Raw genomic sequence first — 21,551 nt, 5'->3', positions numbered from 1 at the left:
GCATCGTGGAAATCGGTCCGAATGATACCCTTGGTGCGCCCCGCAACCTCGACGTCATAAAGCCAGCCCGCTTCGCCAGAAATTACCCGGTTTTTGCGGGTCTCCAGCTTGAAGCGGATTTGGGCGTAACGATTGTTGAACGAAAGAGAAAAGCATTTACGCTTACAGAAGAAGGGAAGCGGGTTATCCGGTGGGCTCACGATATTCTGCGTGGGATCACGGAATTGCGTCAGGATGCTTCCTTGGCAAGGCAGGGGCTTTCCGGAATCATACGTATTGGCGTCATTCCGACGGCAGTTCATCTTATTCCCCTGATCCTGCAGGATATAAGGAAACATGCCGGACCATGCGCCAGTGCCGTACAGGTCATTCCAAATGAAGACATCATTTCGAAGTTGATTTCAAAGGAAATTGATTTCGGCATTATGTACACGGATCAAATGCCTCAGGCCAATTCGTTCGAGGTGCGTACACTTTACGCGGAATATCAGGTTCTGGCTGCCGTAGATGATTTTGAGCTTCCGCTTCAACCGGAAATCACCTGGGAAGAAGCAGCGACTCTTCCGTTGGCATTACTGACAAAAGGTATGCATTGTCGGCAATTGATTGATACCGGATTTCAAATCGCTGGTGTTACTCCCAATGTACAGATGGAATCAGATTCTCTGGAACTCATACACGCCGAGTTGATGCTTGGTAATGTCGTAACGATACTTCCCATCGCCTCTTTTCCCTTGCGCATATCAGGTGAACAAAAGCTGCAAAAGCGGGCTCTTCAGGGGTTCTCACCAGGTTCCATTGGTCTTTGCAGGATGAAGGACGAACCGATAACGACTTTTGCATCTCGTGCCTGGGACACTGCTGTCGCAATCGACTACGCTCATGCCATTGAAAAATCCTGTCTGACTCCGGTTGAAACAGAGAAATAAAAATAAATTAGGGAGCAATATACTTTTTGATTCTGATCGGAAAAGTGTAGGACACCCAACTTTTTTCGAAAAACGTAGAGTATGCACTTCTTTTATGGAGCGCATATAGGGTTTTTACTTTGGAGAACGTAAATGGTCTTTAGAAACTGCAAACACGCGTGCTGCATTGCCGCATTTGTCACGATCCTTCTGGGTCTCTCAGGATGTGCGGATATGGCAGAGCAAGCAAACAACAGGCAATCTGTGTACAATGCGATAAAAAATATCCAGTCTGATCCGCATACTATTCCAGATCGTGGTATGTTCTAGGATAACAATACGTCAGCAGGATCGTCATGGCGAGGCGTGGAGGCGACAGTCAGACGCAGACTTTCGTTCAAATCTGTTTCAGGCTTCGTGAAAGGATTGAAGATGGCGACCTGCATTGGCTGACAGACGAACAGGTAGTGCGTCTGCGGCCTTTTTCCCGAAAAGCCATGGCACAGCTCAGGTTGACGAACTCTGCATATTGAGCGGAGGCATCTTCGTCAATCGGACAGTGGTGCTTCCATAAAGAGTTGTCCGTATTGTTGCTTTCATTGTCAGAAACGGACATATCTCTTTACTCTACCCACAAAATCCGTCTATTTATAAGAATAACTGCTTCGAGAATTTTTAAATATAATTTATATATTTGATAAAATTAATCATATTCTTGCTGTGAGTATATCACCTTCGTGAATATTCACATTTTTGTGAGTATTCAACCATAAACAGCATTCTTGATGGACATCAATGCTTCACTCCTACTCGTGACATATTTTGTCGCAATTCACATCAGGCAGGAAATACCCCAATGGCAGACCTTCCCTGGACCAGCTCAAAACGTGAGGCCCCGGAACCCGTTCGCGGTGATCGTGGGGCGAGCATTCTTGGACCGCGCAATCTTCCACGTGAACGCGAGGTTCCCGATCTGCTGGCGTCACCGGACACGGATGCGGGGACAATTCCCAATCTGAAATTCTCTTATGCCGACGCCCGCAATCGTCTTGGTTCCGGTGGCTGGGCGCGTGAGATTACCATTCGCGAACTTCCGGTGGCTACAACGCTTGCGGGAGTGAACATGCGGCTCAAACCAGGCGGGTATCGAGAGCTCCATTATCACAAGGAAGCTGAATGGGGTTTCATGATCGCTGGGAAAGCGCGGGTCACGGCGCTGGATACAAGCGGACATCCTTTTGTTGATGATGTCGAAGCCGGGGATATCTGGAACTTTCCCGCCGGGATTCCTCACTCCATTCAGGGGCTTGGCGATGAGGGATGCGAATTCCTTCTTGTTTTTGATGACGCGAATTTTTCTGAAAACGAGACTTTCCTGATCAGCGACTGGTTCGCGCATACGCCCCGGCGTATTCTCGCAAAGAATTTCGGTGTGCCGGAATCCGCTTTCGCCAATCTGCCAACGGATGTGGAAAAAACGCGCTGGATCTTCAATGGAACCGAACCGACGGTTGCAAAGGAAGATGCAATCAAATGTCCGCAGGGTCCGTCGCAGATCCGGTATACGCATCGGTTTTTGAAGCAGGAGCCTGCGAAAGCTGCTGGCGGAACCGTGCGGGTTGTCGATTCCCGTAACTTTCCGGCGGCCTCGACCATTGCCGCTGCAATTAATGTTGTGGAACCGGGGAGGATGCGCGAACTCCACTGGCATCCGAACAATGACGAGTGGCAGTATTTCGTTCGTGGCCGTGCGCGCATGACGGTTTTCGCATCGGGTGGGAAGGCGCGAACCTTCGATTACTGTGCGGGCGATGTGGGTTATGTGCCGCTCGGGATGGGGCATTATCTGGAAAATATCGGTGATGAGCCGATGGTTTTTCTGGAAGCGTTCAAGAGCGATCACTTCGCTGATTTCTCGGCCAATCAGTGGTTGGGCCTGTCGCCGCGTCAGATGGTGAAGGAACATCTCAATCTTGACGATGAAACGTTGTCGAAGCTGCGGCAGGACAAACCGCTGATCGTCTGATGACACCGCTGATACGTTCGGCCCTGCGCGTTCTCGCGCTGAGTCTTGTGGCGGGGTATGTGGATGCCGTGGGGTATGTTGAACTCCACGGCATTTTCACGGCCGCGATGACAGGAAATTCGACCGCCTTCGGGATCTCCCTGGCCGACCGGGATCTGGCCAGAGCAGGTGCGATCGGCACGGTTCTGGGACTGTTTTTTTCCGGAGCGCTGGCGGCGAGTCTGCTACGGCGGGCTTTGCCGGCATACCGGCATGAGTGGCTGTGGATGGCGGGACTGTTGGTTCTGGCTCAGGGCGTCCACTGGTCTCATGCAACAGGCGGCAGTGCTCGAATTGAGACGCTGTTGCTGGCGGTTGCGATGGCGATGCAGGGCGAGGCGCTTTCACGCTTTTCCGGTATTTCCGTGCAGACGATTGTTGTTACCAATAATATTGTAAAATTCTCTGATAATATTGCGGAGTTTCTCTGTGGGATCTGGCGAGGAAAGAGAGAGTTTTCGCTGGCTTCATTGCTGCCGGGACTTGGTTGGGCCGGGTGTATTGCTGGAGCCTTTCTGTCGGTTTTTGCGCGCGGGGCGACTTCGGGGTTCTTTCTGGTTCCGGTGCCGCTGCTGATCGGCCTGTTTTTCCTCTGGCCGGAGCAGGTATGATGGGGGTGATGATTACCTGCAGCTGACGCAATCCGCCCCACTCGTTCCCTGATTACAAGTCTCCGGTTTCCATTGGCTGCACGTTCCGGAAACGGGTGAAAACATCACAGGGATCGGGAGAACAGACTGCTAACGGGCGACACGTCCTATGGCGCGACAGGGATACGAAAGCGTGGTTTCCGCAGGCGCACCACCAGCGTATCGAGCGCGGAGAGATAACGTGAACGGTCGAGCTTGCTGAAGGAGGCTCCCCCCGGCGTCTCCATTCCGGCGGAGCGGAGATCGGTCATCAGATTGCGCATGGCGAGCGCCATTCCGATGGAGTTGGCGTCGAATATCTTTCCCTTCGAGTCAATCACGCTCGCGCCTTTTTCCACGCAGCGCGCCGCCAGAGGAATATCGCCGGTGACAACGATGTCGCCTTCCTGCGCCTGCTCAGCGATCCAGTCGTCGGCGACATCCGGCCCGGCTTCCACAATGACGCGCTCGATCAGCGGCGAGTCAGGGATGACGATCATGCGGTTCGACACAACAGCGACGGACAGCTTGTAGCGGCCTGCCACACGGTAAGTTTCGTCCTTAACCGGACAGGCGTCGGCATCAATATAGATACGGGTCATGAGCCTCGTCGTGCCTTATTGCGCGGAGGAGGTAAAGCGTGATTCCGTCACTGCCCCGAATGGGCTAGACTCTTCCCAGCATGTCCGAACCCGTTCCTTTCCAGCCCGTCCTGCGTCGGCTTTCCGACGCCGTCATCAACCGTATCGCCGCCGGTGAGGTGATCGAGCGTCCTGCCGCAGCCCTCAAGGAACTGGTGGAAAACGCGCTGGATGCGCAGGCGCGGCGCATTCGGGTCGCCATTGTCAACGGCGGCGCTGACCGGATCGTCGTCACGGATGACGGTGTCGGCATGACGCCCGATGAACTGGCGCTGGCCGTGCAACGCCACTGTACGTCCAAGCTGTCCGATGAGACGCTGGTGCGGATCGCCACGCTCGGTTTCCGGGGCGAAGCTCTGCCGTCTGTTGGAGCGGCGGCCCGTCTGACCATTACCTCCCGCAAGGCGGACAGTGACTGCGCATGGCGCATCCATGTCGCGGGAGGTGAGATTTCCCCTCCAGAGCCCTGTTCGGGTGAAAAGGGCACTTCGATTCTGGTGGAGGATATGTTCTTCGCCACGCCCGCCCGCCGGAAGTTTCTCAAGAGCGCACGGGTGGAGGGATCGCATGCGGAAGCGGCGGTCCGTCGTCTGGCGCTGACGGCTCCCGACGTGGCGTTTTTCATGGAAGTGGACGGACGCACCATCCTCGATCGCCCAGCCGAAACGCTGGAAGCGCGGGCGGCGGCGCTGCTCGGGATCGAAGATGCGGACGGCCTGCTGAAACTGGATGGTGTGCGCGGCGACATGAAGCTGTCCGGTTTCGCGTGCAGCCCGTCCGTCCACAGGCCGACGACGGCCGGACAGTTCATGCTCGTCAATGGTCGCGCCGTGGTCGATCCGCTGCTCCGCACGTCGATCCGCGTCGCCTACCGGCGCGTCATCGAGTCCGGTCGCCATCCCGTTGCGGTCATCAACCTGTCCCTGCCTTATGAGCAGGTTGATGTGAACGTCCATCCCGCCAAGACGGAACTCCGTTTCGCCGATGAGGCCGGAGTGCGTTCGCTGGTCATCGGCACCATCACGCGTGCTCTTGGGCTGGGAGCCGGAACGGCTGGTGTGCGGCCCGGCTTTTCCGCGCCCCGTCCGGCACGGATCGTCTATCCGCCGGCAGCCCCACGCTCGGAGGGATTTGCCGAGCCGTTTCTGGCACTGGGTGCCCAACCCGCAGCACGAACCTTTGCCCCGGAGCAGCCTGTTTCAGACCGTCCGGCTATGATGTCGGAAGGACGGGAGGCTGGAAATCAGTTTCCAGATCCCCCTTTGCGGCCAGATGATCCGCCGGCTTATTCGGTTTCTCCAGTCGCTGGTCCGGAGAAAGATCATCCCCTCGGTGCGGCGGTGGCGCAGGTGCTCAGCACCTACATCATCGCCGTGACCGCCGATGACAACATGGTGCTGGTGGATCAGCACGCCGCTCATGAGCGTCTGACGCATGAGGTTCTGCGCGAGCAGTTCCTCTCCGGCACCATCCGCGCCCAACGCCTGCTGGTGCCGGACGTGGTGGAGCTTTCCCGCAGTCAGGCGGACCTGCTGGTGTCGCGCGCCGACGCGCTGTCGAAACTGGGTATTGATCTGGAGCCGTTTGGCGCTGGCGCAGTACTCGTCCGGTCTCTGCCTGCGCTGCTCGGCAATGCCTCAGCCGTGAATCTGTTACGGGATCTGGCGGAAGAGCTGGATGCGGATGACCTCGCCAGTATCGAGGAAACACCCACTCTGGATGCAAAGCTGGATGCGGTGATCGCCCGCATGGCCTGTCATGGCAGCATCCGGGCGGGGCGTAGCCTGACCATACCGGAGATGAACGCGCTGCTGCGTCGCATGGAGGAAACGCCGCGTGCGGGCACCTGTTCGCACGGGCGCCCGACATGGGTGAGACTGACACGCAACGATCTGGAACTGCTGTTCCGTCGTCGTTAAAGCGTGAAACCGTCAGGTTGCTTCGAGTTCTTCCGTACGGGGCAGGCGGGTCACCAGCAGCTGGTTGATACGGAAACCCTCGACATCGACCACTTCAAAACGGAAGCCGGAAGCATCCGTGTGATCCGCCTTGCGGGCCATCCGGCGCAGGCGGTGCATGACAAAGCCTGCAATCGTGTCGAAGGAGTTGCTGTCAGGCAGATCGGCGATGCCGAGTTCACGGATGACGTCGCCGATCGGGGCTGCGCCGTCGATCAGCCATGAATTCTCGTCACGCTGAACGATAAGCTGCTCCTCGAACGGGGTCGCCAGTCCGTCCATCAGCGCGCCCATGATGTCCTTGAAGGTAATCAGTCCGACGACAAGCCCGTATTCACTGATGACCAGCGCAAAGCCTGCGCCGTGGGCATCGAACTGGGCGAGTGTATCCCACAGATTGAGCGTCTCCGGGACGGACAGCACATCGCGGCGCAGACGACCGAGAGGCAGAGCGCCTTTTTCATCGGCGGAGGCGACGAAAATATCCTCGATCCGCACCGAGCCGATGACGTGATCAAGGCCGCCATTGCAGAGCGGATAGCGGGAATAGGAGTCGTGGCGGACCTTGTTGCGCAGGGTGTCCGGCGTTTCCTGCACATCGAGAAAGACGATTTCGTCACGGGGCGTCATGGCGGAGCTGACGGCGCGGTCCTGAAGGCCCAGCACGTTCTGGATCATCAGATGTTCCTGCTCCAGCAGCACGCCCGAGGCGGTGCCTGCCGCGAGGATGGCGCGCAGATCTTCCGGCGTGACCGGCTCGACAGCGGAGGCGGCCGGTATTTTCAGGGCGCGGAGCAGCGCGTCGGAGATCTTGGAGAAGACCCAGACAAACGGATAGAGCAGATGGAGCGCCGTGGAGGGGAACCATCCGATGGCGAGGCCGATCCGGTCCGGCGCGTTCATGGCGATACGCTTGGGGAGCAGATCGGCGAAAACGACAAACGTGCCGGTGATGAATATGAAGCTGACTGTCGCGCCGAGACTGTCGGCGGAGGCGTTGCTGAGTCCCCAGCTTCTGAAAATGTCTGAAAGGGGCGGGGTCAGCATGTCGGAGCTGACGATACCGCCGAGGATTCCCACGGCGTTCAGAAGAATCTGAAGCACCGTCATCACCTGTCCGCTGTTGCGGCGCATGGCGAGGAAGGCTGTCGCCCGTTCGTCACCGGCTTCGGCACGGGATCGTAGGCGGACGTCGCGCGCGGCGGCGAACGAGATTTCTGATAGAGAAATGAGGATGTTGATGGCAATCAGCAGGACGACGGCAAGGACGCCCATCAGGAGAAGCAGCACGGGATCAACCGATGTTTTTATGGGAGCCGTGCCTTGGTCAAGCGCGGCCTGATGCTGGTGTATATCGCGTCAACGCAGGAAAGTTCCAGCATACTTTCAAAGGCGATGTCGTTTTTATGCAATGCCGGTCTGCTGTTTACCTGTCGGTAATAGTAAGAGCGCCGACACTACACCACCAGAAGAAACGCCCGTCTTGCTTAAATGGTGCACATGATCCGGTAAAAAGGGCGTTCTTTCAGGTTAAGGACCGTTTCAATACCGGATCATGATTTGTCTCGTTGAGTCAGCCGGAAGGTCAGTCCGCTCCGGCGAGTCTGCTTTTCTGACGTCCGTAAAGAAAATAGACGCCCAGACCGATCCCGAGCCACACAAAGAGCCGAAGCCAGGTCAGGGCGTCCAGAGACACCATGACAACCAGACAGGACAGGATACCGGCCAGCGGAATGACCGGGCCGCCGGGCACGCGAAACTTGCGCTCGACGTCGGGAGCCTGACGGCGGAGCACGAGTACGCCGACACAGACGATAATGAAGGCGAGCAGCGTGCCGATGGACGTCATATGGCCCAGCTCGGCAATCGGCAGGAAGGCGGCCAGCAGCCCCGTCAGCATCATGAAGAACAGGTTGGACAGCCACGGTGTGTGAAAGCGGGCATGGGTCCGGCTGAACAGTGCGGGCAGAAGGCCATCACGGGACATCGCGAAAAAGACGCGGCTCTGTCCCAGCAGCAGCATCAGCAGCACGGAGGTGAAGCCGCCAATGATGCCGAACTTGATGGCGATCTGAAGCCAGGTGATGTGGGTCCGGTCGATGGCCGTGGCGACAGGGGCGGGGTCGCCAGCCATATCGGCGTAGTTCACGATTCCGGTCAGCACGAAGGAAAAGGTCACATAAGCCAGCGCACAGATGGCCAGACTGCCGAGAATACCGATGGGGATATCGCGCTTGGGATTTTTGGTCTCCTGCGCGGCGGTGGAGAGCGCGTCAAATCCGATATAGGCGAAGAAGATGGTGCCCGCCGCACGCATGACGCCGGAAAAGCCGAAATGACCGAATGTCCCCTCATTGGGCGGAATGAACGGGTGATAGTTGGCTGTATCGATCCACGGGATGCCAAAGCCGATAAAGGCGGCAATGACCGAGAGTTTGAGGGCGACGATGACCGCATTCACCTTCGCTGAGGCGGAGGTGCCCCGGATCAGCAGCAGGGAGACGAGAATGATGATGAAGGCTGCCGGGAGGTTGGCGATGCCGCTGGCAGTGCTGCCATCCGCCAGATGAACGGTCTGAAACGGTGAAGCGGTGAAGCGCGCCGGGAGATGAATGCCCCATCCAGCGAGGAGCGAGGTCACATAGCCCGACCAGCTGACCGAGACGGTCGCGGCCCCGACGGCATATTCCAGAACCAGATCCCAGCCGATGATCCATGCGATCAGTTCGCCCATCGTCACATAGGCATAGGAGTAGGCGCTTCCCGCGACAGGAATCATGCCCGCCAGTTCGCTGTAACAGAGCCCCGCAAATCCACAGGCGATGGCGGCGATGATATAGGACAGCGTCACGGCCGGACCCGCATTGTCGCCTGCCGCAATGCCTGTCAGCGAGAACAGCCCGGCGCCGATGGTCGCCCCTACGCCGAGGGCGACCAGAGTGACCGGACCCAGCACACGTTTCAGGCCACTGTCTTCCGGGGCGGCATCCATGGGTTTGCGACGGAAAAGGGATGATGAGCTGGGCCGGGGCGGCTGAGGCATGGGTAAGGCTGTCCTTGAAACGTCTCTGTGCGGACCATCTATGCGCGAGGTGTGGTTTTCCGTCCATGAAAAGGCTACAACCACGCCAACAGCAAGGTACGTTTCGGGTTGGGCGTCCGGTTTCGGGGCTACCTGCTTTGTGATGAGTGGCTCTGGGACAGGGAGTTTCAATATGAGCGAGACGGATCTGCATCGCTTTTTCCAGTCTTCGTTGGCTGAGGTTGACGCCGAGGTCGCGTCGGCGATTGCGAGCGAGTTCGAGCGTCAGCGCGACGGGATCGAGCTGATTGCGTCTGAGAACATGGTGTCGGAGGCTGTGCTGCAGGCTCAGGGCAGCGTTCTGACCAACAAATACGCCGAGGGTTATCCGGGCCGTCGCTACTATGGCGGCTGCTCCGAGGTCGACAAGGTCGAGGTCCTCGCCATCGAGCGCGCGAAACAGATGTTCGGCGCGGGCTTCGCCAACGTGCAGCCGCACTCGGGCGCCAACGCCAACCAGGCGGCGTTCATGGCGGTTGTCGCGCCGGGCGACACGGTGCTGGGCATGAGCCTCGCCGCTGGTGGCCACCTCACACACGGTGCGGCCCCGAACTATTCCGGCAAGTGGTTCAACGCCGTGCAGTATGGCGTGCGCAAGCAGGACGGTTATCTCGACTATGACGAGATGGAATCGCTGGCCCGCGAGCACAAGCCGAAGCTGATCGTCGCCGGCAGCTCGGCCTATCCGCGCATCATCGACTTTGCCCGCTTCCGCAAGATCGCTGACGAGGTCGGCGCTTTCCTGATGGTCGACATGGCGCACTTCGCCGGTCTGGTGGCGGCCGGTCTGTATCCGAGCCCGGTTCCGCACGCCGACATCGTCACCACGACGACGCACAAGACGCTGCGTGGTCCGCGTGGTGGCCTGATTCTGACAAACAGCGAGGCGCTGGCGAAGAAGATCAACTCCGCCGTGTTCCCCGGCCTGCAGGGCGGTCCGCTGATGCACGTGATCGCCGCCAAGACCGTCGCGTTCGGCGAGGCGCTGAAGCCGGAGTTCAAGGACTACCAGAAGGCCGTCGCCGCCAACGCGAAGGTGCTGGGCGAGACGCTGGTAGCGCGTGGTTTCGACCTCGTGACGGGTGGCACGGACAGCCATCTGCTGCTGGTCGATCTGCGTCCGAAGAAAGTGACGGGCAAGATCGCGGAAAAGGCTCTGGAACGCGCGGGCATCACGGCGAACAAGAACGCCGTGCCGTTTGACCCGGAGAAGCCGGCGATCACGTCGGGCATCCGTCTGGGCAGTCCGGCGGCGACGGCGCGCGGTTTCCGCGAGGCCGAGTTCCGTGAGGTCGGCGAGATGATCGACGAGGTTCTGACCGCGCTGGCCGCCGCTGGTGGCGAGGGCGATGCGGCTGTCGAGAACGCCGTCCACGAGCGCGTCAAGGCGCTCTGCGCGAAGTTCCCGATCTATAAAAAGTGATTCTGCCTGTTCCTAAGTGAGGACAGTTTCACTGACGAAAAAGGCCGTATCTTCCTGAGGGGAGATACGGCCTTTCTTATATGAACGCTGGCATCAGCAGGGAAATGACGAAATGGACATGCGTTCGGAGGGTGGTCGTGCGATTTGCTGATTGCTGAACTCTGGCAGTTTTCGAATCTTCAGATCAGTTCTTGATCATGGATGTAATGAAATGAGAAAACAGCATGCTCTGGCTTGAAATGCCAAGTTTCGCATAGATATTTTTGCGATGAATTTTAACGGTTCCCTCAGTAATTCCCAGATTTTTTGCAGCAGATAAGGAGCTGTGTCCACGCAACAGAAGCGCAACGACATCCTGCTCCCGTGTGGAGAGGCGGTCGCGTTCAAAGTTATGAAAAGAGATATTCAAGGCTTCCCTGCTGAATTTTGTCTCTTCCTGTCCTGATGTTTTTCGCTCCACCTGCTGACGCCAGTGCCGCACCATCACGGCATTGATGATGGAGGAAAATGATTTGAGTTGTGAAAACTCCTGTTCGGAGAATGCTTTTGATCCTTTGGAGCGCATCAGGGAATAGACCAGAGCCGTGCCGTCTGGAGCCCGTGTACAGAAAGCGATTTCCTCAACCAGACTCCCGCTTTCCATTGAGATGCAGGGATGAATGAGAGGAGAGAGAAAGTATTCGCTTTCAAAGAAGGCGTCCGGAGCCAACGTGCTCAAACGATAGAGACCATCCGGCAGGCCCTGCATGCAGGCGACATATACTGCATCAAGAAGATACCCTCCTGCCAGATAGTCTTCCATGGCGTTTGGAAGGGATATTTCTTTCAGACCATCATGAAGAACCACAGGTTTTTCTGAGAGCGGGTATGCGAAGACTACGGAAATATCAAAGCTCGCCACACGATTGAGGATCGAATCAATTTCCCTGAAGAGTGCGCTTTCATCCATGTGTCTGATGACGAAAGTTGACAGTTCCACAAGAGCATCAATCAGCTTGGGCACAAGAGTTTCCTCTCCGCATTTTAAAGCGGCACATCATCCGACTATCCCTTTCGGGATATACCCCAAGTTTTCTCCCCAGCATATTGTTGCGACAAAGAAACCATAAAGTTGAGTGGAATGTCCGCCGACAACGGAGAAGATTATGTCAGGCAACGACCCCGCCCTCCAGTCCGATGACAGCAGCCTCGAACAGTTTGGCTATAAGCCGGAATTCCATCGGGTTCTTGGATTTTTTGCAGATTTCTCCGTAGGCTATTCTTATATGAGCCCCCTCGCGGGCTTTTACGCATTGTTCGCCTACGCCCTCACGACAGCAGGCCCGGCCTTCTTCTGGACGATGCCGCTGGTTCTGCTTGGTCATACGATCAATGCGCTGATTTTTGCCGAAATATCCTCCCAGTATCCAATCGCGGGTGGTGTTTACCAATGGGCGCGACGCCTTGTCGGAGATCGCTGGGGCTTCCTCACGGGCTGGATGTATTTTCTTGCGCTCGTGGGTGTCGCCGCGGGACTTGCCGCTGGCGTTGCGCCCTATCTGGCGGCCCTGACAGGCATGGAAGCCACAAACACTTTCGATACCTGCGTCGCTTTGGTCATCATCATCCTCTCTGCGTCGCTCAACCTGATAGGCACAAAAGTTCTGGGGAAAATGACCGAACTCGGTGTCTGGGCCGGTCTGATCGGACTGGGCGTCTGCGGCGTCTATATGCTGCTTTTTGCCCGTATTCAGCCTTTCCACGTCCTGTTCGAAGACTTTGGTGCCGGTGCAGGGCATTCAACGGGCGCCATGTTTGCGGCGAGTCTGCTGGGAATATGGATATTCTTTGGACATGAAGCGTGCGGCGATCTGGCAGAAGAGGTGCATGATGCTTCACGGGAAGTGCCGCGCGCCATGCTCACAACCATGCTTGCTGGTGGCGGATCGGCTCTTCTGATCGCTCTTGGCATGATTCTGGCTGTTCCTGACATGGTTGGCGCCGTTTCAGGGGCAGTCGCCAATCCGGCTGATGCGGCCCTGAGAAACGCGATTGGTCCTGTAGGGGCGACCGCCATGTTCGGATGTCTGATGCTGGTCGCATTCAGCGCCGCCATTTCCGTGATCGCGTCGACAAGTCGTCTTCTCTTTTCCATGGGGCGGGACGGGATGATTCCGTTTTCTGCCGCAATGTCTCAGGTCAATCCACGCACGGGTCTGCCAACGGCCGCTGTGCTTGCCGCAACCGTGCTGCCCTGCATCGTCCTGCTCATCGGCGGCTTTGCCCCTCATATTGCGGAAGCCGTCATCAATTTCGCTACGGCGGGCATCTACACAACCTTTACAATGGTGCTGCTTGCCGCCGTTTTTGCCCGCCTGCGTGGCTGGAAGCCATCGGGTCCCTTCCATCTGGGACGGCTGGGCTGGCTTCTCACTCTGGTCGCTCTTGCTTTCGAGATCGGTGCATTGATCAACCTGGTATGGCCCCGCCCTTCCTCGCCAGATCAGAGCATTGTCTCAGTCATGCTGATTCCTCTCGTCTTGATCGCAGTCTTCTGTGTGGGGGTCGTGCTCGCCGCACGTCGTTCCGTAACAGTCGATGAATCCCGGTAAGGAAATAGAAAATGAAACAGAAATTTCTGGATAAAACCGTTATCGTCTCAGGAGGAGCAACCGGAGTGGGTGCGGCCAGTGTCGTCCGTTTTGCTGAAGAGGGAGCTCAGGTCGCCATATTTGACCGCAATGTCATTGCGGGTGAGAAACTTGCGGAACAGCTCTCGACTCTCGGGCATCAGGTCGCCTTTTTCCATGTCGATGTTTCTGACCCTCACATGGTCAGTCGAGGGATGCAGGCCTGTATCGACACTTTTGGCAAGATCAATGTGCTCTTCAATCACGCTGGGACGATACTCATCAAGCCATTCCTCGAGATTGAGACGGAAGAGTGGGATGAGTTATTTGCCATCAATGTAAAAAGCATGTTTCTCGTAACTAAAGCGGCGCTGCCTCACATGATCGCAGGTGGCGGCGGCGCCATTGTCTGCACATCTTCCATCTCCGCTACGGCTGCGACACCTACTGAAGTCGCGTATAACGCTACCAAAGGAGCATGCCATATGTTCGCGCGCGCCATCGCCATGGAGTTCCGCGACCGAAACATACGGTGCAATGCTGTTTGCCCCGGCTTTATTGATACACCCCATGGTCGAAAGGAAATTGCGGCATTACAGGCTTATGGGGTGGGAGCATCCGAAGAGGAACTGACGGCCCGTCAGGGACGTGCAGCTACGCCCGATGAGGTTGCTGATGCTGTCCTGTTTCTTGCCAGCGACGATGCTCGTTTTATCAATGGTACGTATCTCTATGTGGATAACGGCTTTACCGCCGGGTAGGTGCATTGCCCGGGGATCTTGATAAGCGATGCTTTCTCCCGACAGGGAAGGGCATCGCGCTGCCGAAAAAGCCGTTGAACGAAGGAAGCCATGTACCATGTGCGTAGTTTTCGATTGCAGGCAGTGAGAACATTATTGCTCGGGAGCTGTGAAATACACAGACCAAGAGCTGTCTCATTATTCAATAGGTGTATCTCCGAAACAAAATGGCTTTTTTCTCTTGCTGTTTTATGACTGCGTTCTTTTGTGAGTTTTTCTCCATCTTCACAAAGGGACGCAGATTTTTTGATCTTACTTGTTTTTAGTTGAGGCTGGTAAGGGGAAATCTGTCTGCAAAACACACTGCATTTCACTCAGGAATTTTTCACAGCTTCTACTTCGGTCTGATGCGCAGGGTTCGTGACAGGGCAATGGAAGACTGCAGCAGAAACAGTCCTGAAAGGCTCAGATAAGCCTACCGCCAACCTTCCACCGGCATGGAGCGGGATACCCTCGAAGCTGATCCAGATGAACACCACCAGCTTGAGGCAACGATGATGCTTGAGGCAGGGCGAGGTGCGCTCATGATGAATTCCTTATTGATGTATTGTTGCTGAACATCGTTCATTTTTTCTCCCCGTATGTCATAAGGGTAAGTAAGCAGACGAACAGGAGAATGAAGCGTGGCACGAAAAGGCAAGGATCCGGAAGCACTCAGAAGCGCCATCACGGATGCGGCGGAACAGATCATCATTGAAGAAGGGTTCCGATCCTGCTCTGCGCGCGCCGTGACCGGAAAAGCCGGCTGCGCACTGGGATCCCTTGGTTATCTTTTCGGCGGACTGGACAATGTGATTCTGGACGTGAACGCCCGCACGCTTCTGGAAATGGGAAACTTCATGTTTGCCGAAGCGGAAAATATGCCCGGCTCCACGCAGCAGAAGCTGGAAGCGCTGGCGCTGGGATATTTCAGATACGCCCGTGATCATCTGAATCGCTGGGAAGCGCTGTTCGCCTTACGCTGGGGCGCACAGGAGGAGCTTCCTGCCGATTACCTCGCCCTGCGCGATAGCCTTCTGGACCGCATCGCTAATTTATTCGCTGAAGACATGCCTGCCTCAGTGCAGGAGCGATCTGTTCTCGCCCGCACGATGTATGAAGCGGTGCATGGCGTCGTCGTTCTTGGACTTGATCGTCGGCTTGGAGGCAGTCATGAGGATGTCGAGACGCGAATCCGGCTTCTTGTTAAAAGAATGAGCAATAAGAGCTGAAACAATCAAAAAAAGCCTGAACAAAAGATACTGTGCTTGTAAGGCGGACTTTGCCGCCAGAGGCGAGGTTTAAGGCCGGGTCGGCTCATATTTAAAAAAGAATTTTATATCAGCCATTCCTCAAAAGTGGATATGTCAAAAGATGTCTGGGCGCCATCCGCTTCCGCGGCCGGACAGCCAGTCATTTGCACTGCTGCGTCCGGCGCAGTGACAGGCTCCTGCTCTCTTAACGCAAGGCAGTTCGATGAATGCAATCGTCGTCACCGCTCTGCGGCGGCCTTACACGTTTATTGTTCTTTCAATTCTGATCGTCATGTTCGGTCTTCTTTCAATAAAAAAGACACCAACTGACGTTTTTCCAAATATCAGAATTCCGGCCATCGCAGTTGTCTGGTCCTATTCCGGTATGCTTCCCGAAGAGTTTTCCGGGCGCATCATGTACAATTTCGAACAGGGCGTGACCTCCACCGTGGAGGGGATCGAGCACATGGAAGCCGATTCCTATTATGGCCGGGGGATCGTGAAAATCTATTTTCAGCCCGGAACGGATATCGGCGCGGCGGAAGCCGACGTAACCGCCATTTCCCAGACAGTCATCCAGCAATTGCCCCAGCATATTGCTGCACCGATGATCATGCGACTGGAGGCTTCGTCGGTTCCTGTTGTTACCCTGAAACTGACATCTGATGTGATGACACCATCAGATTTGTGGAAACTGGCCTTTATCCGTATTCGTTCCCTGCTGGTGACGGTGCCGGGAGCCGTCGTGCCGCAACCTTATGGCGGCATGGACAGTTTTGTTATGATTTCGCTGAGCCAGCAGCAGCTTCAGGCCCATCATCTTTCGGCGATGGATGTGCAGAATGCGCTGGATCATCAGAACGTCGTCAGACCGGCGGGTGATCAGAAAATCGGTCCGACAGACTGGATGGTGCAGACGAACGCAACACCGAGAAGCCTTGACGATATCGCGGATATTCCGATCAAGCGTGTTGGCAACGCGGTCGTTTATATCCGTGACGTCGGGCAGGTCTATCGTGGCGGCCACCCCCAGAGCAACAGCGTTCTGGTCAAGGGCAAGCAGGCCGTCATCATGGTGGTCATGAAAAGCGGCGAAGCCTCCACGTTGGACGTGGTGGACAATGTAAAAAAGATGATGCCGCGTCTTCAGGCGGTGCTGCCATCAAGTGTCAAAATCAGCATTCTTAGTGATGCATCGGGCTTTGTGAAGGATTCCATTCACGACGTGATGCGGGAAATGGTGACGGCCGCCGCACTGACGGGACTGGTTGTTCTGCTGTTTCTTGGATCATGGCGATCAACTGTCATTATCGCCACGTCCATTCCGCTGGCCATTCTCTGCTCGATCATCGGACTTGGCTGGGTCGGACAGACGATCAATGTCATGACATTGGGTGGTCTGGCTCTGGCTGTTGGTATTCTTGTTGATGACGCAACGGTCATGATCGAAAATATCGATACGCATCTTGAAATGGGAAAGGAACTGGAAGAGGCGATCATTGACGCCGCCAACCAGATTGTCATCCCGACATTCGTTTCCACAACCTGTATCTGCATTGTCTGGCTGCCCCTTTTTGAACTCGATGGTGTAGCGGGTTGGCTTTTCATGCCGATGGCCGAAGCCATCATCTTCGCCATGGTCGCTTCTTTCATTCTGTCCCGGACACTGGTGCCGACCATGGCGAAATATCTTTTCGCCGGGCATGTTCATCCAGGTGCACATGGTGAAGAGCATGAGGCGCTTCCGCATGGAAATAATGCCTTTACGCGGTTCCAGAAGGGTTTCGAGAGGAAATTTACCCGGTTTCGTGAATCCTATGGTGTGCTTCTGGAAGGCCTGATCCGTAAAAGAACAGTTTTTGTCGGAATCTTCCTTGGAATTTCCGTGCTGTCCTGTGGTCTTTATGCCGTGTCCGGGCGTGACTTCTTCCCGGAAATCAAATCCGGTCAGTTGCAGATGCACATGCGCACACCGCTCGGGACACGCATCGAAGTTGCCGGACGTATCGCGACACTTGTCAGTGACAGGATCGGGGAGCTTCTGCCCGGTAAGGTGGAAGATGTTGTCAGTAACTGCGGATTGCCGGAAGGCGCGCATAATCAGGCATTTATTCCTACCCCTACACTGGGTGCACAGGATTGCGATCTGACGATTTCACTGACTGATGAAGCATCGCCAGTCTGGGATTATCGCGCCATTCTCCGTCGTGGTCTGTCCGCGAGTTTTCCCGGAACGGTCTTCACCTTCCAGCCTGCTGACCTGACAGCAAAGATCCTGAATTTCGGTTCACCGTCACCGATCGACGTCAAGATTGGCGGACCGGATCTTCGCGCAAGCTATAACTACGCTGTCGTTCTGGCCGACAGAATCCGAAAGGTCTCTGGTGCAGCCGATGTTTCTCTCCAGCAGACGATGCGCACGCCAACCCTGTTTGTGGAAGGGGACCGCACGTTTGAACAGGCTACCGGGATTGATGAGGGCAATCTTGCCGATAACGAACTGATGACTCTGTCTGGCAGTTCGCAGGTCGATCCCCAGTACTGGTTTGATCCGAAAATGGGCGTAACCTTCACGCTGAATACGTATGTGTCACAGGATCAGCTGATTCATTACAATGATCTCCTGACCATTCCCATCGACAAGGGTGACGGTGACCCTTCCGGAAAATCCATGCAGCTTCTGGGAGCGATGAGCCGGATCAGGGCAATCGGTACGCCGGGCGAAGTCTCTCATTATAACTCCATGCCGGCATTCGATATCTATGTGTCGGCGGAAGGCACCGATCTTGGCTCCGTGCTTGATGGCGTCAAACGCGAAGTGGAACTGACGAAAAAAGACGTACCACAGGGATCCGTTGTGGATGTCGAGGGACAGGCGACGACCATGAGTTCGGCATATAAGGAACTGGTGGGTGGACTGATCGTGTCCGTCGTCCTCATCTATCTTCTCATTGTCGTCAATTTTCAGTCTTGGCTTGATCCGTTCATCATCATCTCGGCGCTGCCGGGGGCGTTGGCTGGTATTGCCTGGAGCCTGTTCCTGACGCGCACGCATCTCTCCGTGCCAGCACTGACCGGAGCCATCATGTGCATGGGAACGGCGACGGCCAACTCCATTCTTGTCGTTGATTACGCAAGAGAAAGACTGGCCGTGCATGGAGAACCACTGAAAGCGGCGCTGGAAGCCGGTTATGGACGTATACGCCCGGTCATCATGACGGCCAGCGCCATGATTGTCGGCATGGTGCCCATGTCCATCAGCAACTCCCAGAACGCTCCGCTGGGCAAGGCCGTCATTGGTGGTCTGATTGTCGCGACGGTTTCGACACTTCTCTTTGTTCCCTGTGTCTATGCAATTTTCTACAGCCGAAAATCTTCTCGCAAGGAGGCCGTGTGATGGCGCGTTCGATCCGTAAATATTCCGGATTGTTTCTGGTTGCTGGCGTTCTCGTTCTGGCTTCGGGCTATGTCATCGTTGAACGGATTCATTCCGATCATGAGGTGACGCTGGTTACTGGACACAGCGCCATTCCGGATGTGGAGGTTGTCACGCCGGAGCCGGGAGCAAAGACTCTCTCCCTGACCCTGCCAGGAACAGTGGACGCCTGGTATCAGGCGCCGATCTATCCACAGGCATCCGGTTATGTTAAGATGTGGTATAAGGATTTCGGTTCTGATGTGAAAGCGGGAGACGTTCTCGCGGACATCAATGCGCCCGGTCTCGATGCCCAGTTTGCTCAGGCGAAAGCTGATCTCGACGCACAGGCAGCGAAGTACAACCTGACGGTTGTCAGTGCGAACAGGTGGCATGCGATGGCTCAGTCGCAGGCTGTCTCCGGTCAGTCTGTTTCCGTAGCCGATGCAAACAGGAAATCCGGTTACGCTGAAATGCAGGCGTCGCAGCATAATCTGGATCGTTTTTCGGCACTCGAAAAATTCAAGACCGTGGTCGCGCCCTTTGATGGTGTCGTGACATCCCGTGATATCAATGTGGGGGATTATGTCAGCGCGGGCGGGGGAGAGCATTCCGCCAGCGGCGATGCGAACCAGATGTTCGTGGTTTCCGATATGCACCGGATGAGACTGTTTATTTCTGTTCCGGAAGTCTTTTCCTACATGCTCAAGCCGGGCCTCACCGCAACGGTGTCGGTCCCCCAGTTTCCGAACCGGACATTCGAGGCGCATTTCCTGACTATCGCCAAAGGTTATGATCCGAATACACGCACAGCGGTCACGGAATTTACGATCGATAATCCGGATCACCTGCTCTGGCCGGGCACCTTTGCGTCCGTGCATCTGACATCACCGGCAGAAGGTGGTATCTGGCAGATCCCGACCTCGACACTGGTGTTTCAGGAAGCGGGAATGCAGGTGGCCGTTGTGTCCAATGACAACCACGCGCATTTCCGGTCCATCACGGTTGGCAGAATGGCTGATACACGCACGGACGTGATTTCCGGGCTTCAGCCGGGCGATCGGATCATTCGCAATCCGCCTGCCGATCTTCTGGACAATCAGGAAGTCCGCGTTGTGGTTCCGGCCAAAGGCTACGAGCGTGAAGATGAGGAAATCGAAGGATGAGCCAGCTTTCGATCAGATCTTCGTCCGTTCTGAAACGGATCATGACGGGGACATGCGCTCTGGCGTCGGTTGCGGCCCTGTCCGGGTGCGATCTCGCGCCCCGTTACGAGGCTCCGCATTTTGTCGTGCCAGACAGTTGGACCGGCCAGACGCCTTTTGCGAAAGCGACGCCTGCGGAACTCCAGATTCCTGTAAACTGGTGGACACTTCTTGGTGATCCCGTTCTGGACGATCTTGAGCAACGCGCTGTGGAGCAGAATGCGGATCTTCAGGCGGCGGCCGAACGGTTTGTGCAGGCGCGGTCGCTGGTGATGAAGGCGCGTGCCGATCTATTGCCGCATTTCGGACTGGCGTTTGGCGCTTCCGACAACAAGCAGTCAGCCGACGCGCTGTTCCGCTACAAGGGCGCTACGACCGCGACCGACGAATTCTATGGCGGTCTTGCCTCCTGGGAGCCTGATTTCTGGTCGGAAATCCGCAATCAGGTACGGATGCAGAAATTCGCTGCTCAGGAAAAGGCCGCTGATTTTGCCGGTGTCCGTCTGAGTCTCGCTGCTGATCTGGCGTCGGATTATATCGCTCTCAGAGGGTATGACGCGCAGGATGCGATCTATCGTCAGTCCATCGGCTATTACGGCAAAGCGGTGGACATGACGCGCACGCAGCTGGACAATCAGGCCGCTCCCCGTCTCGATCTTGCACGTGCACAGAACAGACTTTACGTGGCGCAGGCTGCCGAACTGGATGTGCGGGCGCAGCGCGAGGTGACGGAACATGCGATTGCGGTTCTCACCAACACGGCGCCGGAGAGTTTTCATATCGAGCCGCGTGATAATTTCTCGTTTCGCGCGGTGGATGTGTCGCTTGGCGTTCCTTCTGAACTGCTGCAACGGCGTCCGGATATCGCGGCGGCCGAGCGGGTGATGGCGCAGGCCAATCGCTCCATTGGTGTCGCACGGGCAGCCTTCTATCCGCACATTTCCCTGCGGGCGAATGGTGGTTTCAATGCCAACGGTTTCGATCTCGCAAAACTGGCCAACAGCATGTGGAGTTATGGAGCCTCGGCCTCCATGCCGATTTTTGAAGGCGGCCTGCGTCGTGCAGCGTTACAGTATTCATGGTCCGTCTATCGTGAAACACGGGATTCCTATCGTTCCACCATTCTCTCGGCGTTCAGGGAAGTGGAAGATGAACAGTCCCGTGTCCGACTGCTGCGTCAGGAGGATATGCGTCTCAAGGGAGCCGTCGGCACGGCCATGGATATGCAGAGCATGACAATGACGCTTTATAAAGGTGGGCTCTCGAACTACCTTGAAGCGATCGTGGCGCAGGAAGCCGCTCTTGATGCGCGTATTGCCGAAGTGGAAGTCGCAGTCCGGGCAGAACAGGCGGTTGTCAGCCTGATCCGCTCCACGGGAGGAGGCTGGAATGACAAGCTGCTGCCAACCCCTGACCAGACAATGACGTTTGACGTTCTGCAGTATGGCAACCTGCATTACCCCAAAGCGGCAGGCGGCATTGCGGCGCAGCCACCCGAGCAGTTCGAGAATCTCGTAACCGGCCGATCTGCGCAGGAAAGAATGCAGTAGTCGAAAACAGAATGGCCTGAAGGAAACCCTTTCA

15 protein-coding genes and 1 pseudogene are annotated in these 21,551 nt (G+C 56.2%); 12 read left to right on the top strand and 4 right to left on the bottom strand.

Annotated elements, in window-relative coordinates:
* The 4 genes and pseudogenes from GVI59_RS15380 to GVI59_RS15370 form a co-directional block, all read left to right on the top strand.
* Nucleotides 1–929 (top strand): LysR family transcriptional regulator substrate-binding protein (locus GVI59_RS15380; RefSeq protein ID WP_173575020.1); only part of this gene is annotated, 929 nt, incomplete at its 5' end.
* A gap of 404 nt (nt 930–1,333) precedes the next feature.
* A pseudogene (locus GVI59_RS19465) lies at nt 1,334–1,464 on the top strand (IS5/IS1182 family transposase); the annotation flags it as partial.
* 300 nt (nt 1,465–1,764) lie between these two features.
* Nucleotides 1,765–2,934: an oxalate decarboxylase family bicupin gene (locus GVI59_RS15375; protein ID WP_173575019.1), complete on the top strand. Its 1,170-nt coding sequence runs from the start codon at nt 1,765–1,767 to the stop codon at nt 2,932–2,934.
* A complete protein-coding gene (locus tag GVI59_RS15370; RefSeq protein WP_173575018.1) occupies nt 2,934–3,584 on the top strand; it encodes a YoaK family protein in 651 nt (216 codons plus the stop codon). The genes GVI59_RS15375 and GVI59_RS15370 overlap by 1 nt, the downstream gene beginning before the upstream one ends.
* Nucleotides 3,585–3,730: 146 nt before the next feature.
* Here the strand turns inward: GVI59_RS15370 and GVI59_RS15365 are convergent, their stop codons facing one another.
* Nucleotides 3,731–4,204, bottom strand: coding sequence for a YaiI/YqxD family protein (locus GVI59_RS15365; RefSeq protein WP_173575017.1), 474 nt, complete (start codon nt 4,202–4,204; stop codon nt 3,731–3,733).
* Between the two features lie 80 nt (nt 4,205–4,284).
* Here GVI59_RS15365 and mutL point away from each other — a divergent pair, with 80 nt between their 5' ends.
* On the top strand, nt 4,285–6,162 hold the full coding sequence (gene mutL / locus GVI59_RS15360) for a DNA mismatch repair endonuclease MutL (RefSeq protein ID WP_173575016.1): 1,878 nt from the start codon (nt 4,285–4,287) through the stop codon (nt 6,160–6,162).
* Nucleotides 6,163–6,174: 12 nt separating this feature from the next.
* Here mutL and GVI59_RS15355 read toward each other — a convergent pair whose 3' ends face one another.
* Nucleotides 6,175–7,491, bottom strand: coding sequence for a CNNM domain-containing protein (locus tag GVI59_RS15355; RefSeq protein WP_173575015.1), 1,317 nt, complete (start codon nt 7,489–7,491; stop codon nt 6,175–6,177).
* Nucleotides 7,492–7,786: 295 nt separating this feature from the next.
* Nucleotides 7,787–9,244, bottom strand: a complete 1,458-nt coding sequence (locus tag GVI59_RS15350) for an amino acid permease (protein WP_173575014.1) — start codon at nt 9,242–9,244, stop codon at nt 7,787–7,789.
* Between the two features lie 172 nt (nt 9,245–9,416).
* Between GVI59_RS15350 and glyA the strand changes: the two genes are divergently transcribed.
* A complete protein-coding gene (gene glyA, locus GVI59_RS15345; RefSeq protein WP_173575024.1) occupies nt 9,417–10,706 on the top strand; it encodes a serine hydroxymethyltransferase in 1,290 nt (429 codons plus the stop codon).
* 184 nt (nt 10,707–10,890) lie between these two features.
* Here the strand turns inward: glyA and GVI59_RS15340 are convergent, their stop codons facing one another.
* Nucleotides 10,891–11,709: a LuxR C-terminal-related transcriptional regulator gene (locus GVI59_RS15340; protein WP_173575013.1), complete on the bottom strand. Its 819-nt coding sequence runs from the start codon at nt 11,707–11,709 to the stop codon at nt 10,891–10,893.
* 142 nt (nt 11,710–11,851) lie between these two features.
* Between GVI59_RS15340 and GVI59_RS15335 the strand changes: the two genes are divergently transcribed.
* The 6 genes from GVI59_RS15335 to GVI59_RS15310 all read left to right on the top strand — a co-directional run bounded on the left by GVI59_RS15335 (nt 11,852) and on the right by GVI59_RS15310 (nt 21,517).
* On the top strand, nt 11,852–13,297 hold the full coding sequence (locus GVI59_RS15335) for an amino acid permease (RefSeq protein ID WP_173575012.1): 1,446 nt from the start codon (nt 11,852–11,854) through the stop codon (nt 13,295–13,297).
* Nucleotides 13,298–13,308: 11 nt separating this feature from the next.
* Nucleotides 13,309–14,076, top strand: coding sequence for an SDR family NAD(P)-dependent oxidoreductase (locus GVI59_RS15330; RefSeq protein ID WP_173575011.1), 768 nt, complete (start codon nt 13,309–13,311; stop codon nt 14,074–14,076).
* Nucleotides 14,077–14,738: 662 nt separating this feature from the next.
* The gene (locus tag GVI59_RS19395; protein WP_173575010.1) at nt 14,739–15,326 is read left to right on the top strand and encodes a WHG domain-containing protein; all 588 of its coding nucleotides are present in this window, start codon (nt 14,739–14,741) and stop codon (nt 15,324–15,326) included.
* Between the two features lie 244 nt (nt 15,327–15,570).
* The gene (locus tag GVI59_RS15320; protein WP_173575009.1) at nt 15,571–18,744 is read left to right on the top strand and encodes an efflux RND transporter permease subunit; all 3,174 of its coding nucleotides are present in this window, start codon (nt 15,571–15,573) and stop codon (nt 18,742–18,744) included.
* The gene (locus tag GVI59_RS15315) at nt 18,744–19,928 is read left to right on the top strand and encodes an efflux RND transporter periplasmic adaptor subunit (protein WP_173575008.1); all 1,185 of its coding nucleotides are present in this window, start codon (nt 18,744–18,746) and stop codon (nt 19,926–19,928) included. Before GVI59_RS15320 ends, GVI59_RS15315 begins: the two co-directional genes overlap by 1 nt.
* Nucleotides 19,925–21,517 carry an efflux transporter outer membrane subunit gene (locus GVI59_RS15310; protein ID WP_173575007.1) on the top strand — a complete coding sequence of 531 codons (1,593 nt, stop codon included), beginning with the start codon at nt 19,925–19,927 and terminating at the stop codon, nt 21,515–21,517. Before GVI59_RS15315 ends, GVI59_RS15310 begins: the two co-directional genes overlap by 4 nt.
* Nucleotides 21,518–21,551: the final 34 nt, after the last annotated feature.

The organism is Acetobacter sicerae, from assembly GCF_011516765.1.
Classification (GTDB): Bacteria; Pseudomonadota; Alphaproteobacteria; order Acetobacterales; family Acetobacteraceae; genus Acetobacter; species Acetobacter sicerae.
This window is presented reverse-complemented; position numbering and strand designations above follow the sequence as displayed.